Annotated in this window: 10 protein-coding genes, 2 tRNA genes and 1 pseudogene; all 13 read right to left on the reverse strand. The window is 49.3% G+C overall.

The features are described 5' to 3' along the window. Positions 1 to 14: 14 nt before the first annotated feature. Entirely contained in the window at positions 15 to 1859 is a 1845-nt protein-coding gene (locus tag DW642_RS02925; RefSeq protein WP_117509216.1) for an ABC transporter ATP-binding protein, read from the reverse strand. Next, entirely contained in the window at positions 1840 to 3579 is a 1740-nt protein-coding gene (locus tag DW642_RS02930; protein WP_334294013.1) for an ABC transporter ATP-binding protein, read from the reverse strand. Before DW642_RS02930 ends, DW642_RS02925 begins: the two co-directional genes overlap by 20 nt. Positions 3580 to 3761: 182 nt before the next feature. Beyond that, positions 3762 to 3905, reverse strand: a pseudogene (locus DW642_RS02940) (MATE family efflux transporter); the annotation flags it as partial. Positions 3906 to 4007: 102 nt separating this feature from the next. Further along, on the reverse strand, positions 4008 to 4601 hold the full coding sequence (locus DW642_RS02945; RefSeq protein ID WP_022462955.1) for an NUDIX hydrolase: 594 nt from the start codon (positions 4599 to 4601) through the stop codon (positions 4008 to 4010). A 145-nt stretch (positions 4602 to 4746) separates the two neighbouring features. Beyond that, positions 4747 to 7377 carry a pyruvate, phosphate dikinase gene (gene ppdK / locus DW642_RS02950; RefSeq protein ID WP_117509219.1) on the reverse strand — a complete coding sequence of 877 codons (2631 nt, stop codon included), beginning with the start codon at positions 7375 to 7377 and terminating at the stop codon, positions 4747 to 4749. Positions 7378 to 7886: 509 nt separating this feature from the next. Next, complete coding sequence (locus DW642_RS02955; RefSeq protein WP_117509220.1) at positions 7887 to 8798, reverse strand: undecaprenyl-diphosphate phosphatase; 912 nt, start codon at positions 8796 to 8798, stop codon at positions 7887 to 7889. A 202-nt stretch (positions 8799 to 9000) separates the two neighbouring features. After that, a complete protein-coding gene (carB, locus tag DW642_RS02960; RefSeq protein ID WP_022462958.1) occupies positions 9001 to 12207 on the reverse strand; it encodes a carbamoyl-phosphate synthase large subunit in 3207 nt (1068 codons plus the stop codon). After that, positions 12207 to 13280, reverse strand: coding sequence for a carbamoyl phosphate synthase small subunit (locus DW642_RS02965; RefSeq protein WP_055219571.1), 1074 nt, complete (start codon positions 13278 to 13280; stop codon positions 12207 to 12209). The genes carB and DW642_RS02965 overlap by 1 nt, the downstream gene beginning before the upstream one ends. Before the next feature lie 241 nt (positions 13281 to 13521). Beyond that, a tRNA-Leu gene (locus DW642_RS02970) sits at positions 13522 to 13605 on the reverse strand. Between the two features lie 302 nt (positions 13606 to 13907). Continuing rightward, positions 13908 to 13991, reverse strand: a tRNA-Leu gene (locus DW642_RS02975). A gap of 162 nt (positions 13992 to 14153) precedes the next feature. Continuing rightward, positions 14154 to 14612 carry a signal peptidase II gene (locus DW642_RS02980; protein ID WP_117509221.1) on the reverse strand — a complete coding sequence of 153 codons (459 nt, stop codon included), beginning with the start codon at positions 14610 to 14612 and terminating at the stop codon, positions 14154 to 14156. Continuing rightward, positions 14609 to 15100 carry a zinc-ribbon domain-containing protein gene (locus DW642_RS02985; protein ID WP_117509222.1) on the reverse strand — a complete coding sequence of 164 codons (492 nt, stop codon included), beginning with the start codon at positions 15098 to 15100 and terminating at the stop codon, positions 14609 to 14611. The genes DW642_RS02980 and DW642_RS02985 overlap by 4 nt, the downstream gene beginning before the upstream one ends. Positions 15101 to 15180: 80 nt before the next feature. Beyond that, positions 15181 to 16617 carry an ATP-dependent Clp protease ATP-binding subunit ClpX gene (gene clpX / locus DW642_RS02990; RefSeq protein ID WP_055219393.1) on the reverse strand — a complete coding sequence of 479 codons (1437 nt, stop codon included), beginning with the start codon at positions 16615 to 16617 and terminating at the stop codon, positions 15181 to 15183. Positions 16618 to 16785: the final 168 nt, after the last annotated feature.

Here is a 16785-nt window from a genome sequence, read left to right on the forward strand (position 1 = left end):
TTACTCCTTTCTTTTTAACTCAGCTCAAACATTCCATGATAGAGCTGATAATATTTTCCTTTCTGTGCCAGAAGTGCGTCGTGGTCGCCGCGCTCTACGATATTTCCCTGCTCCAGCACCATGATCGCATTGGCGTTTCGCACGGTGCTTAAGCGGTGGGCGATGACAAATACGGTTCTGCCCTCCATGAGCTGGTCCATTCCTTTTTCGATCAGCGCCTCGGTTCTGGTGTCAACGGAGGATGTTGCCTCGTCAAGAATCAGCACCGGCGGATCGGCAACGGCGGCACGGGCAATCGCGAGAAGCTGGCGCTGGCCCTGGGAGAGGTTGGCTCCGTCGGAGGTCAGCATCGTGTCGTAGCCGTTCGGCAGACGGCGGATGAAGGAATCCGCATTCGCAATTTTGGCCGCACGTTCAATTTCTTCCTGCGTGGCATCGAGTTTTCCAAAACGGATGTTTTCTGCTACGGTTCCCGTGAACAGATGGGTATCCTGCAGAACGATACCGAGGGAGTGGCGCAGAGCGTCTTTTTCGATATCTTTTACGTCAATGCCGTCGTAGACAACCGCGCCGCCCTGGACGTCGTAGAAACGGTTGATCAGGTTCGTGATCGTCGTTTTTCCGGCTCCTGTGGAACCGACAAAAGCAATTTTCTGGCCTGGTTTGGCATACAGGCTGATGTTCTTTAAGATCAGACGGTCTGCCGTGTAGCCGAAATCCACGTTTTCAAAACGCACATCGCCCTTTAATTCCGTCATCGTTCCGTCCGGGCGCTTCCATGCCCAGCGGCCTGTTGTCTCTTCGCAGACGGCAAGTGCGCCGTTCTCTTCTTTTACGTTGACCAGTTCCACTTTTCCCTCATCGATTTCCGGCTCCAGGCTCATCACGTCGAAGACACGCTCCGCACCGGCGAGCGCTGAGAGAAGGAAGTTGCTCTGCTGGGTGAACTGGTTGATCGGAAGCGCCGCCTGGCGGACAAAGACAAGGTAGCTTGCCAGGCTTCCGATATCGGCTTTTCCGTGCAGGGCGAGAAGGCCGCCGAGCACTGCCACAATCGCATAATTGACATACGAAATGCTGACAACGACAGGAACCATCGTCGCCGCATACCCCTGCGCGCCGGTTCCCGCTTTCCGGAGCTCCTCATTCTTTTTGCAGAATTCCGTAAAGCTCTCTTCTTCGTGGTGGAACACCTTGACGACTTTCTGTCCGGTGATCAGCTCCTCAATATAGCCGTTCAGTTCTCCGAGGCTGTTCTGCTGCTTCGTATAATAACCCTTGCTGCGCTTTCCGCTGAACTTGATATACCAGAACATGATACCGTAGCACACCGTTACAATCAGCGAGAGCCGCCAGTTTAGGATATACAGCAAGGTCAGTGTTCCCACAATCTGGATGAAGCTCTGGATAACCATCGCAAAACTGTTGTTCAGGGCATCTGCCATCGTGTCGATATCGTTCGTGAAAAGACTCATGATATCGCCGTGGCGTCTGCTGTCGAAGAACTGCAGCGGCAGTGTCTGGACGTGTTCGAACAGATCGCGGCGGATATCAAAGACAACCTGCTGTGCTGCTTTTACCATGGTCTGCGTGTAGCCGTATGCTGCGAGTGCGCCGCACCCGAAAATGAGTGCCGTAATCAGCACGCCGCGCAGCAGTGTGTGCACATCTCCGTCCGCCAGTCCGTTGACAACCGGGCGGATCATATACGTTCCAAGGAGGTTGGCTCCCGCGCTGATTGTTACCAGTACCGCTACGACTGCGAGCATTTTTTTGTGCCGTCCCAGATAAGACAGGAATACGCGCAGCGTGTGTTTCAGGTTCTTTGGTTTCTTTCCGCTATAAGCTCTCGCTGCCATTTTCGTCTCCTCCTTTCATCTGTGAGGCGTAAATTTCCTGATAAATCGGGTCATCCGCCAGCAGTTCAGCGTGCGTGCCGATCCGGTGTACTTTTCCGTCATCAAGAATGATGATCTGATCCGTATTCATGACGGATGTTACTCTCTGCGCAATGATAATTTTTGTGACATTCTTCCGCGCCGCCAGTGCCTCGCGGATCTTTTTCTCCGTTGCCGTGTCGACCGCACTTGTCGAATCATCGAAGATCAGGATTTTTGCCTTTCCGATCAGCGCACGCGCGATGCAGAGACGCTGCTTCTGGCCTCCGGAGAGGTTGCTTGCGCCCTGCTCGAGCACGGTGTCGAGGCCGTCCGGCATGCGGTTCAAAAATTCATCCGCACACGCCGCGCGGCATGCTTCCCAGATCTCCTCATCGGATGCATCCACATTGCCCCATTTCAGGTTTTCACGCACGGTTCCGGAGAACAGCACGTTTTTCTGCAGAATGATATTGACTGCATCGCGGAGAGCGGCAAGATCGTACGCGCGCACATCCTTTCCGCCGACGCGGACGGTGCCGCGGCTAGTGTCATACAGACGCGGAATGAGCTGCACCAGCGTCGTTTTCGAAGAACCTGTTCCTCCGAGGATTCCTACCGTCTGACCGGCTTTGATCTTCAGCGTAACATCGGAGAGTGCGTACTCTTTTGCTTCTTCTTTGTATTTAAACGATACGTTGTCAAACTCCACGCTGCCCTCTGTCACTTCTGCTACACCATTTTCCGGCGAGGTGAGCACGATTTTCTCATCGAGCACCTCGACAATCCGGTGTGCACTCGCCATGGAACGGGTCAGGAGCAGGAAGACGTTTGCAATCATCATCATCGAGTTCATGACCTGCATGACGTAGCTTAGAAATCCGGTCAGGTTTCCGACGGCAAGCTGTTTTTTCAGAATCATATTTCCGCCGAACCACAGAATCAGCACGATCGCGGTATACATGACGCCCTGAAATGCCGGCAGATTCAGCACGGCGTAGTGGAACGTCTGCTCGCTCGCTGCGGTCAGGTCGGTGTTGACCTCGTTGAATTTGTCTTCCTCGTACTCATCCCGCACGAAAGCTTTGACGGCACGGATCGCGGTCAGCCCCTCCTGGACAACGTTGTTCAGGCGGTCCACCATGGACTGCAGTTTTGTGTACATCGGGGCAACTCTCCGCACAATCAGGGAGAGAATAAAGCCAAGAAGCGGGGTACATACAAGGAATACAAATGCCAGCCGCGGATTCATATAGAATGAAAGGCCGATTCCCATAATCAGAAGCGACGGTCCGCGCGTGATCGGGCGGAAGCCGGCGCTTACCATATTCTGGATGACGGTAACATCCGTCGTCATACGGGTGATCAGGGATGATACCGCAAAGTGGTCGAGGTTGGAAAATGCATACTGCTGCATTTTCTCATACTCCGCCTTCCGGATCTCAGCTCCCCAGCCGTACGTCGCCCGCGCCGCAAAGTGCGCGTATAAAATTCCGGTCACAAGCGCACAGAGCGCGCAGATTCCCATCTGGATTCCCTTGCGGTAAATGTAAGGGATATCGCCGTTCGCAACGCCGATGTCAATCAGATTGGAAATCAGAATCGGAATAAAAAGTTCAAAACACGTTTCTACCAATACCAGCACTGCTCCGAAAATCATATCCCGCTTGTAGGGACCTGCATACGAGAGCAGACGCTTCATATCATTCATCTTCTGTCACGTCCTCCTTTTGCTGTTTTTCGGAGTCCATTTTACCATACCCCGGCATGATTTTCAACGCGCCGAAATAATCCCTTTTACCCCAAAAATCCCCTTTTCCCAACAACTTTTCTGTCGTCAGAAAAAGAGGATCGTTTTCTGGAAGCTTAAGTCTACCTTTTGAACGCATTGACCAGTGACACACCGGAAACCGCCGCCTCTCCGACAAATCCGATAACAAACACGTCCGCAATTCCGACCAGAGCCACCAGAAGCTGCTCTAGGAAAAGCGGAATAATCAGCTTTTTCAAATCCTGATTTGTAAACATAAAACCCCTCCTGCCATTTTTCTTTCTGTCTCTATTTTAGACATCTAACAGCTCATTTTTCTAATGCTTATTCTAAATGGCAGTTCATACGCGGATTGCATATTACACTTCACAGAAATCTCTTTTCACTTTCTCACACAGCTTGCCATACACACGCTCCACAAACCATGGCTCTGTCGATTTTTCTGCGATCTGCTCCACCGGAATCCAGCCGACTGCGCTGTTTTCATCCGGCTTGCAGCGGATTTCCTGTACCGGGTCTGCTTCCATGAGATATGTCACATTCAGATGGAGATGTGTCGTCACGTACTTTCCGCGCTTCACATGGCCGTCCACCGACAGGATTTCGAGCGAGAATGGCTGATCCGATAAGAGCTTCACCTCTTCAATCCCGGATTCCTCCTTCACTTCTCTTACCGCCACGCTGCAAAGATCCGCATCTCCGTCCGCGTGGCCGCCGAGCCATGCCCAGGAATGGTAAATATTGTGATACGCCATCAGCACCTGCTTCCGATCCGGGCTTACGACCCAGGCGGAGGCAGTCAGATGTGCGGTCTCATTTTCCCGCGTCAAAATATCGCATCCGCTCTCCATCCATTTCAGCAGAATCGCCCGATCCCGCTCTTCCTGCTCATTGTACGGACGGTATTCCCGGATCTGCCGCAGCAGGTTTTCTTTGGCTGTTTCATTCTGCATCCGTTTTCCCTCCCACTTTGATTTTAAACGATTGATAAAAAAGACCCCGGCGCCTGTATTTCTACAGACCGCCGGGGTCTCCTTACGTTTGAACACAAATCATGCTACTGCATGAATATCCTGATTCGGACAAATTCCGCTTAAATTAAGCGTTCTTCTGAGCGATAGCTGCCTGAGCTGCTGCCAGACGGGCGATCGGTACACGGAACGGTGAGCAGGAAACATAGTCCAGACCCAGTTTGTTGCAGAACTCTACGGAGCTCGGATCTCCACCGTGCTCACCGCAGATACCTACGTGCAGAGAAGAGTTAACCGGTCTTCCAAGATCGATAGCCATCTTCATCAGCTTGCCAACGCCGTCCTGATCGAGTTTTGCGAATGGATCGTTCTCGAAGATCTTAGCGTCATAGTAAGCGTTCAGGAATTTACCAGCATCGTCACGGGAGAATCCGTAAGTCATCTGAGTAAGGTCGTTGGTTCCGAAGCAGAAGAAGTCTGCCTCTTTTGCGATCTCATCTGCAGTCAGAGCTGCTCTCGGGATCTCGATCATGGTACCAACTTCGTATTCAAGGTCGCTGCCTGCAGCTGCGATTTCAGCGTCAGCGGTCTCTACTACGAATTTCTTAACGTATTTCAGCTCTTTGATATCGCCAACAAGTGGGATCATGATTTCCGGTTTTACATTCCAATCCGGATGAGCTTTCTTCACGTTGATGGCTGCGCGGATTACTGCGCTTGTCTGCATCTTAGCGATTTCCGGATAAGTTACAGCAAGACGGCATCCACGATGACCCATCATCGGGTTGAACTCATGCAGACCAGCGATGATTGCTTTGATCTGCTCAACAGATTTGCCCTGTGCGTCAGCCAGTTTCTTGATGTCCTCTTCCTCAGTCGGAACGAACTCATGAAGCGGCGGATCCAGGAAACGGATGGTAACCGGGTTGCCTTCCAGAGCTTCATACAGCTTCTCGAAGTCTCCCTGCTGCTCCGGAAGGATCTTAGCAAGTGCTGCTTCTCTCTCTTCTACGGTCTCAGCACAGATCATCTCACGGAATGCATCGATTCTGTTGCCTTCGAAGAACATATGCTCTGTACGGCAAAGACCAATACCTTCTGCGCCAAGCTCACGAGCTTTTTTAGCGTCTGCCGGAGTATCAGCGTTTGTACGAACTTTCATGGTTCTGTATTTATCTGCCCAGCCCATGATTCTTCCGAACTCGCCAGCGATGGTAGCGTCTACGGTCGGGATCAGTCCGTCATAGATGCATCCTGTAGAACCATCCAGAGAGATGCAGTCTCCCTCGTGGAACTCTTTGCCAGCCAGTGTGAATTTCTTGTTTGCCTCGTCCATTACGATATCACCGCAACCGGATACACAGCAGGTTCCCATACCACGGGCAACTACGGCTGCGTGGGAAGTCATACCACCACGAACAGTCAGGATACCCTGTGCAGATTTCATACCTGTGATATCTTCTGGGGATGTCTCAAGACGAACCAGAACAACTTTTTCTCCTCTTTCAGCCCATGCAACAGCGTCATCAGCTGTGAAGACGATTTTACCGCAAGCAGCTCCCGGAGATGCTCCCAGTGCTTTTGCCATTGGAGCAGCCTCTTTCAGTGCTTTTGCATCGAACTGCGGATGAAGCAGAGAGTCAAGGTTACGAGGATCGATCATTGCAACTGCCTCTTCCTCTGTTCTCATTCCCTCATCTACAAGGTCGCAGGCGATTTTCAGAGCAGCTTTTGCTGTTCTCTTACCGTTACGTGTCTGCAGCATGTACAGTTTACCGTGCTCAACAGTGAACTCCATGTCCTGCATATCTCTGTAATGTGTCTCCAGAGTTTTGCAAACATCTTTGAACTGTTTGAAAGCTTCCGGGAATTTTTCTTCCATCTCGGAAATGTGCATAGGTGTACGAACACCGGCAACTACGTCCTCGCCCTGTGCGTTGGTAAGGAACTCACCGAACAGTCCGTTCTCTCCTGTAGCAGGGTCACGAGTGAAGGCAACACCTGTACCACAGTCATCTCCCATGTTTCCGAATGCCATCATCTGTACGTTAACAGCGGTACCCCAGGAATACGGGATGTCGTTGTCACGACGATAAACGTTTGCTCTCGGGTTGTCCCAGGAACGGAATACGGCTTTTACAGCCTCCATCAGCTGTACCTTAGGATCGGTCGGGAAATCCTCACCGATTTTAGCTTTGTACTCAGCTTTGAACTGCTCAGCCAGTTTTTTGAGGTCATCTGCGTCAAGATCTACGTCCTGTTTTACGCCTTTCTCCTCTTTCATCTTGTCGATCAGCTCTTCGAAGTATTTTTTACCAACTTCCATAACTACGTCAGAGAACATCTGAATGAATCTTCTGTAGCAGTCCCAAGCCCAACGTGGGTTGCCGGAAGCCTGTGACAGAGTTTCAACAACCTCTTCGTTCAGACCAAGGTTCAGGATGGTATCCATCATACCTGGCATGGAAGCTCTTGCTCCGGAACGTACAGAAACGAGCAGCGGATTCTTAGCGTCTCCGAATTTCTTTCCTGTGATTCCTTCCATTTTATCGATTGCTTCCATGATCTGACCCATGATCTCGTCGTTGATCTGTCTGCCATCCTCATAGTACTGTGTACAAGCCTCGGTTGTTACCGTGAATCCCTGTGGTACAGGAAGTCCCAGGTTTGTCATCTCAGCCAGGTTTGCGCCTTTTCCACCGAGAAGGTTACGCATGTCTGCATTACCTTCAGTGAACATGTAAACCCATTTTGCCATTGTTACTTTTCCTCCTACTTGTAATTTTGATAGGTTATAGTAAAGTATTTCCAGATTGCCCTGGATGATACGTTCACCCTATACTGATTGCACCGAAAAGAAAGATATTCTCGGGCGCACACATTTATTTTACCATAAGAATATCTTTAGTCAATAAAAATATGGCAAATTTTCGGTATTTTTTTTAATTTACAGTTCACTCGTGTGTTCTGGCGGGCAAATTTCATGCTTGCATGAAAATTTGTTTGCAAGAACACACGAAGGGAGCGCCGAGAAATGAGCAAAAGGAGCTGCGCAGCAGCGGAAAGCGCTGAAAGCGCAGTTTTGCGAATGGCGCGGGTGAACTGTATCGTCTGCGTCCCTCTTGTGTTCTATTATATCAGCTTTTGGTTACTTTTTACAGGGTTTTTTGTAATTTTCGCGTAAAAAAAGAAGTATCGCACAATTTTTTTCATTTTACGATACTTCTTCTTCTATTTTTCCCGGTAAATTTTCGGAATTGTTCGATTTTATGCTTTCAAAATTACGGTTTTGATTACGAAATACAGCAGCACAATCACACCGAGTACGATACGGTACCAGCCGAAGGCTTTGAAATCGTGCTTCTTGATGTACTGCATCAGGAATTTGATGGCAAAAATCGATACCGCAAATGCCACCAGCATGCCGACGATCATGATCGCCACCTCAACACCGGTAAAGGCAAAGCCGTGTTTTACCAGTTTTAAAAGGCTCGCGCCGAACATAACCGGAACGGCAAGGAAAAACGTGTACTCCGATGCGAGCTCTCTCGAGCATCCCAGCAGGATACCGCCGATGATGGTTGCCCCCGAACGGGAAGTTCCCGGTACGATGGAAAGGAGCTGGAAAACACCGATATACAGTGCATTTTTCCAGGTAATTTCTTTGATTTTCGTTGCAGACGGAGTTCTCGTCTTGTTGTAATTTTCAATAACGATGAATAACACACCATAGATAATCAGCATCAGGGCTACAACCACGTAATTCATCAGATGTGCCTCGATCCAGTCGTTGAATGCCAGACCAATGACAGCTGCCGGTAGGCATGATACAACAATCTTAAACCACATGATGATTTTGTCCAGATAACAGTAATTGTCTACAAAGTTCTGAACAGCGCCAAATACCTTGTTGTCGCTTGGATTGGCAAAATAGCTCCGGCTTCTGGCTTTACTTTTACCATGAAACGGCCAGAGATCCCAGAAATAGATGACGACAACCGCAAGGATTGCACCGAGCTGGATGACAACTTCAAAAACATTCTTGAAATCAGCTGTCACATTCAGCTTAATAAACTCATCTACCAGAATCATGTGGCCGGTGCTGCTGATTGGAAGCCACTCGGTAATGCCCTCTACGATACCCAGCAGGATAACCTTTAACCACTCAATGATGTTCATACGATATGTACCTTTCTCTTTTTGAATTGGATGCCCTTTTCTGGCATTCTATTAAAAATCTATCATACTTATGCTAAAAACACAAGCGCGTCACGTTTTCTTTTTTGTAAAATCCATTCAAACCCACATTCGGCCAAAAAAGCTCTCTGCCGCTTTGTTTCTGCAGCAGAGAGCTTTTCTTTGCTTTATGCTTCTATCATGCTTATCTCTTGTCGATCGTTGCGATATCGATCAGGGTCAGCTTCTTCACATCTGTATTTTCCAGACTGGTTACGAGTGCGGTTGCGGTATCCAGAGAGGTCAGTACGTTGACACCTGTCTCGATCGCGTTCCGGCGGATGACGAATCCGTCTTTGGAGTGCTCAACGCCCTGGGACGGAGTATCGATGACGAGGTCGATCTTGTGGCCGAGGATCAGGTCCATCAGGTTCGGGGACGGCTGCTCGATCTTGTTGGTGCGGATCGCATTGACGCCGTTCTCGTTCAGGGCTTTCGCGGTATTTCTCGTCGCATAGATCTTGTAGCCGAGAGCCTGGAATCTCTGTGCGATCGGAACGATATCCTCTTTATCCTCATCCTTTACAGTGATGATCATGTTTTTATATTTCGGCAGGTTGATTCCGGCGCCGAGGAATGCTTTGTAAAGAGCCTCGTTGAAGGTCTTTGCAATACCAAGGCACTCACCGGTGGATTTCATCTCCGGTCCAAGGGCGATATCTGCGCCGCGGATCTTCTCGAAGGAGAATACCGGCATCTTGATGGCAATGTAATCTGCCTCTCTCTGCAGTCCCGGCTCGTAGCCAAGCTCGCGGATCGTGTGGCCGAGGATGACTTTCGTTGCCAGCGGCACGATCGGGATTCCGGTTACCTTGCTGATGTATGGCACGGTACGAGAAGAACGCGGGTTGACCTCGATGACGTAAACATCCTCACCGCATACGATGAACTGGATGTTGATCATACCGATGACATGCAGGGATCTTGCCAGACGTTTCGTATACTCTACGATAGTGTCTTTTGCATGCTGGCTGATGCTCTGTGCCGGATAAACGGAGATACTGTCTCCGGAGTGAACGCCGGCGCGCTCGATGTGCTCCATGATACCAGGAATCAGAATATCGGTGCCGTCGCAGACTGCATCAACCTCGATCTCCTTGCCCTGCAGATATTTATCAACCAGGATCGGATGCTCCTGTGCGATCCGGTTGATGATGCCGATAAATTCATCGACGTCCTCATCGCTGATGGCGATCTGCATACCCTGTCCTCCAAGGACGTAGGACGGGCGGACGAGTACCGGATAGCCGAGCTCGTTGGCTGCTTTTTTCGCCTCTTCTGCGGTGAATACGGTGTGTCCCTTCGGACGCGGGATTTCACACTGCTCCAAGATCTCATCGAACAGCTCACGGTCCTCTGCGGCATCTACGTTCTCTGCAGATGTTCCAAGGATCGGCACACCCATTTTCAGGAGTGCTTCGGTCAGCTTGATCGCGGTCTGGCCGCCGAACTGTACAACGGCTCCGTCCGGATGCTCGATGTTGACGATATTTTCTACATCTTCCGGTGTCAGCGGCTCGAAATACAGTTTATCTGCGATATCGAAGTCGGTGCTGACGGTCTCCGGGTTGTTGTTGATGATGATGGTCTCATAGCCCTCTTTCTTGAATGCCCAGGTACAATGTACGGAGCAGAAGTCAAACTCGATACCCTGTCCGATACGGATCGGGCCGGAACCAAGGACGAGGACTTTCTTTCTGTCGTTTGTCTCGACAGCTTCGTTTTCGCCGCCGTATACGGAATAGTAATACGGTGTGGTTGCTGCGAACTCAGCGGCACAGGTATCTACCATCTTGTAAGCTGCGGTGATATCATACTGTTTTCTTAACGCTTTTACTTCTTCTTCGGTCTTTCCTGCCAGTTTTGCCACCAGGTAATCCGGGAACTCAAGGCGTTTTGCTTCGCGCAGAAGATCCTCATCCAGCTCTTTGGCCTGTAATGCCTGCTCCATCTCAACGAGGATAGCCAGCTTATCGATGAACCATACATCGATTTTGGTGATCTCGTGGATCTCGTCGTAGGAGATGCCCTGACGAATCGCCTCTGCGATTCTCCAGATTCTCATATCATCTACGATGTGAAGCTCTTCGATCAGCTCGTCTTTGGACAAGTGGCTGAAGTCATAGGACATCAGGGAATCTACGTGCTGTTCCAGGGAACGGATGGCTTTCATCAGCGCGCCCTCGAAGTTGTTGCAGATACTCATAACCTCACCGGTTGCCTTCATCTGTGTGGTCAGGGTACGTTTTGCACTGATAAACTTATCGAACGGCAGACGCGGGATTTTTACAACACAGTAATCCAGCATCGGCTCGAAGCTTGCGTAGGTTTTTCCGGTAATGGCGTTCGGGATCTCATCCAGAGTGTAGCCAAGTGCGATCTTTGCAGCAACCTTTGCAATCGGATAACCGGTCGCTTTGGAAGCCAGTGCGGAAGAACGGCTGACACGCGGATTTACCTCGATAACACAGTACTCGAAGCTGTCCGGATTCAACGCATACTGTACGTTGCATCCGCCGGTGATGCCGAGCTCGGTGATGATGTTGAGTGCGGAAGTACGCAGCATCTGATACTCTTTATCTCCCAGGGTCTGGGACGGTGCTACGACAATACTGTCTCCGGTGTGAACGCCGACCGGGTCGATGTTCTCCATGTTGCAGACGGTGATGCAGTTTCCTACGCTGTCCCGCATTACCTCGTACTCGATCTCTTTCCATCCGGCGATACATCTTTCAACGAGTACTTCGCCGACACGGGAAAGACGGAGTCCGTTCGAGAGGATCTCGATCAGCTCTTCTTCGTTGTAAGCGATACCGCCGCCGCTTCCGCCGAGGGTGTAAGCCGGACGCAGTACAACCGGATAACCGATCTTGTTGGTGAAATCGATACCAGCCTGTACATCATGGACAACCAGGGATGCCGCTACCGGCTCGCCGATTTTTTCCATGGTATCTTTGAATTCCTGACGGTCCTCTGCTTTTTTGATGGTCTGTGCTGTGGTACCGATCAGGCGTACGTTGTTTTCTTTTAAGAAGCCTTTTTCTTCGAGTTCCATCGCAAGGTTCAGTCCTGCCTGGCCTCCCAGAGTCGGAAGAACGCTGTCCGGTTTTTCCTTCTGGATGAGCTGCTCTACCACTTCTACGGTCAGCGGCTCGATGTAAACGCGGTCTGCGATGTCTTTATCGGTCATGATGGTTGCCGGGTTGGAGTTCAGAAGAACAACTTCCATTCCCTCTTCTTTCAGGGAACGGCACGCCTGTGTTCCTGCGTAGTCGAACTCTGCTGCCTGTCCGATGACGATCGGACCGGAACCGATAACCAGAACTTTTTTAATATTCGGATTCTTTGGCATTATTTGTTACCTCCCATCATCTCAAGGAATCGATCAAACAGGTATCCGGAATCCTGCGGGCCAGGGCATGCCTCCGGATGGAACTGTACGGTAAAGATGTTTTTGCCGACGTATTTGAGTCCCTCGTTGGTGCCGTCGTTGACGTTCACAAAGGCCGGAACTGCCACATTCGGATCCAGGGTATCGGTATCTACGACGTAGCCGTGGTTCTGGGAAGAAATGTAAACTCTTCCGGTTGCCAGATCCTTGACCGGGTGGTTTCCGCCGCGGTGGCCGTATTTCATCTTGTGGGTATCTGCGCCGGTAGCCAGTGCCATCAGCTGATGTCCAAGACAGATTGCAAAGATCGGTACATTGGAATCGTACAGTTTTTTAATCTCTTTGATAATGGATACGCATTCTTTCGGATCTCCAGGGCCGTTGGACAGCATGATTCCGTCCGGATTTGCGGCGAGGATCTCTTCTGCTGTAGTAAGCGCCGGATAAATGGTCACTTCGCATCCGCGCTCATTTAAGGAACGTGCGATGTTGTTCTTTGCGCCAAGATCCAGAAGTGCAACTTTAAAGCCTTCTCCTTTTAAAACTGATTTTTCAGAGCAGGTTACCTTTTCTACAACTTTTCCGGTATTATACGCTTTTAATTTTGGAATAATTTCATCGAGGTGATAATTTTCGTTGGTCGTGATCATACCGTTCATGGTACCTTTTTCACGAAGAATTTTGGTGAGAGCACGAGTATCGATTCCGGCGATTCCGGGAATATCGAACTTTTTCAGGAAATTCTGAATGGTGTCCTGGCAACGGAAGTTGCTGGGGAGACGGGATAATTCTCTTACAATATAGCCATCCGGCCAGGGTCTTAAGGACTCCTGATCATCATAACAAATTCCATAGTTTCCAATAAGAGGATACGTCATACATACTGCCTGTCCCGCATAGGATGGGTCGGTCAGCACTTCGAGATATCCAGTCATGGATGTATTAAATACGATTTCACTGATCACTTCTTTTTGTGAACCAATGCTGGTTCCGGTAAAGACATGCCCGTCTTCTAAGATTAGAAAAGCTTTCATCATTCCACCGTTTTCCTTTCTTTTTCGTTCGGTTTTGAGTTTGTATGAAATATGCATCTCATACTTTAATCTTTCAGATTCTATCACAACCAGGGAAACATTTCAACTATTTTTGTCGAATTACGGAAATTTCTTTTCTGGAAAAATAAAAATACCCTGACGGAAAGTTTCCACACTTCCCATCAGGGCAATCCGAATTGGTCCACCGGACCAATTCTTGATACGCAAAGCAAAAAAATAATGCAGGAGATGGGACTTGAACCCACACGATCTTGCGACCACAGGCACCTGAAGCCTGCGCGTCTGCCAATTCCGCCACTCCTGCATTTCTTAGTTGTCTTAGCGGTTGTCCGCTTGACAAGATAGATAATAACAGCTTTCTAAAGAAAAGTCAACACCTTTTTTGAAAAAATTTTAATTTTTTTGATTTTATGAAAAATATGGATAATAGCGATAATTTTAAACAATTTTACACTGTCTGAGATTCGTCTGTTTTTCTTTCCCCGTCTGCACATCTTCTCCGCACAGAAATAAAAAGACCCTGCCGGGAAGTTTCTGCATCATTCCAGGCAGGGTAATCCGAATTGGTCCATCGGACCAATTCTTGATACGCAAAGCGAAAAATAATGCAGGAGATGGGACTTGAACCCACACGATCTTGCGACCACAGGCACCTGAAGCCTGCGCGTCTGCCAATTCCGCCACTCCTGCATTTCTTGTCTTGCAGCTCTCATGTGCCGCTCAACAAAACATATATTACCAGATGATTCCGAATCTGTCAACAGCTTTTTTCAAATTTTTTCAAAAAATTTCAAATTTTCTTTTTTGCCCCGAAAAGCCCGCCATCCGCAGGGCTTTTCGTGAGATCCTGCATCACCTGGACTCCCGGCAGGAAATTGCCGTCAGCAGCGCAAGTCCGAAGAAAATACAGAAATCAGAAACATTGAACACAAGTCTGCGGAACTTCTCCGGTCCAAACCGGAAGCTGACATAGTCGGTCACGTAACCTCTCTTATGCCGGTCATACCAGTTCGACATGCCGCCGCCAATCGTAAGCGCAAGCCCAAGCTTCTTCGCCTTACACTTACGTCTGCCCGCCAGCGCTCCGAGACGCGCCCACAGTCCGGACAGCAAAAAGAAGGTGAGAATTTCCACCTTCTTCGTGCTGTCCGCGAAGCCGCCGCCCGCTACGCCGCGGTTATGACATTTCCGCAGGACAATATGTCCTTTGCAGACCGGGATCTGCTCATTTTCCTTTAACTCCTCTTCTGCCTTCTTTTTCAGGCATCCGTCTGCAAGGAAAACCGCTCCCGGCAGCAGGATCCAGATCATTCCTCTTCCGGTACCTCTGCTTCTTTTTCAGGCTCTTCTTCCGGCGCTGCTGCTTCGGTTTCTTCTGCTTTTTCTTCCGGTTCTACGTGTACAAACTCGGCATCCTCCGGCTCATCTTCCTTCTCCGGCATAGCAGCACCGCAGCGCATGCAGAAAGCTGCATCTTTCGGAACACTTGCGCCGCAGGCCGGGCATACGATGCGGCCTCTCTTGTTTGCCACATCTTCCTTGCAGTCTGCAATCTCTTTTTCCAGATCGGTGATATCTTTGCAGAAGCCGGCAAGATTCTCGTCGAATGCTTCGCCGTTCAAATAGCGGTTGTAGATGATCTGTCCGATATCCTGGTAATTCTTCTCAATCTGATCCTCGAGCGCATGCTGACGGGTGCGGATCTTCTGAATTTCTACGAATTCATCTGTTTTCTTTCCCACAGTATCCACTGTTTTTTTCAGTGTTTTACTTAAATTTCCAAAAAAATCCTCTGCCATAGTTAAAACCCTCTCTTTCTTATCTCTTATTTCAAGAAAACGCCAGTTTCACGTCTGCTCCGCTGTGTTTTCCAGTTACCTTATTTCTGCTCTAACTTTGGAACTTCCTGGCCGCGCAGGAGAATCGTCGGCCCGCCGGTCTTTTCAATATAGTCTTTTGTGATGATAACCTCTCCGATGCTGCTGTCCTTTGGAATCTCATACATGATATCCAGCATGAAATCCTCGATGATCGAACGGAGTGCTCTCGCACCGGTATCTTTTTCCAGCGCTTTTCTTGCAATAGAGCGAAGTGCATCATCATCAAATTCCAGTTTCACCTCGTCGAGTTCGAGCAGTCTCTTATACTGCTTCAGGATCGCATTTTTCGGTTCTTTTAAGATCTCGACCAGCATATCCTCATTGAGACTCTCCAGCGTAAATACGATCGGCAGACGGCCAAGGAACTCCGGCACCATACCGAAAGTCCGAAGGTCTTCTAAGGTCACCTGTGACAGCAGGTTCTTATCCCCATCATACTTGTCCTTCAGATCCGCCTGGAAGCCAATGGAAGCTGTCTTGTTCAGACGCTCCTTGATGATGTCCGTCAGATCCGGGAAGGCACCGCCGCAGATAAAGAGAATGTTTCTGGTATTGACGGTCTCGAGCGGAACCATCGCATTTTTGCTGTTGGCTCCCACCGGAACTTCGATGTCGCTGCCCTCGAGGAGCTTCAGCATTCCCTGCTGTACGGCTTCTCCGCTGACGTCTCTCTGGTTTGTATTTTTCTTTTTCGCAATCTTGTCGATCTCGTCGATGAAGATAATACCGTGCTCCGCGCGCTCCACATCGTTGTCTGCGGCCGCTAAAAGCTTAGATACCACGCTTTCAATATCATCGCCGATATAACCCGCTTCGGTAAGGGATGTGGCGTCCGTGATGGCAAGCGGCACATCTAAGAGGCGTGCCAGTGTCTGCACCAGATACGTTTTTCCGGAACCGGTCGGTCCGATCATCAGCATGTTGGATTTTTCGATCTCGATATTTCCGTCCTGCGGTGCAAAGACACGTTTGTAATGGTTGTAAACGGCAACCGACATGACTTTCTTTGCACGTTCCTGGCCGATGACGTATTCGTCAAGCATCGCCTTGATCCGGTGCGGCGGCGGAATGTCCTTGATGGAAAATTCTTTTGTTTTCTTCTTTTCTTCTTTTTTCTTTACCCGCTGCCGGTTCGGGATCTGGTTGGAAAGCCCGGAGAGATCGAACATGCCGATATTCGGCATGTTGTTCATATTATTCATCATCTCATTGATCTGGCCCGGGTTCTGGTTCATGGTATCAAAGCTCTTCTGCATGCAGTCCGGGCAGATATTGATGTTTCCCGGAAGGGTAATCATCTTTCCGGCTTTGCTCTCCGGTCTGCGGCACATGAAGCAGACTTTTTCATAAGTATCTTCTGTATGATGGTCAGAGCTTTTTGTTTCCGCCTTCGTTTCGTCCGCGGTACCGTCCACTCTGTCTTTCTCTTCTGACATGATTTTTCAAATTCCTTTCTGTAATAGATCGCTTGGTCTAGCTTGATTATAGCCCAAAAGCCATAGGGTCACAAGTAAAAACTTTCTTAAAAATTACCAACTTTTTTAAGAATTTTACGAATTCAAAAAATTATATCAAAAAATGCAGAAAAAGGCGGACAGCCAGGC

This window comes from Blautia sp. AM23-13AC (assembly GCF_003435675.1).
Classification (GTDB): domain Bacteria; phylum Bacillota; class Clostridia; order Lachnospirales; family Lachnospiraceae; genus Fusicatenibacter; species Fusicatenibacter saccharivorans.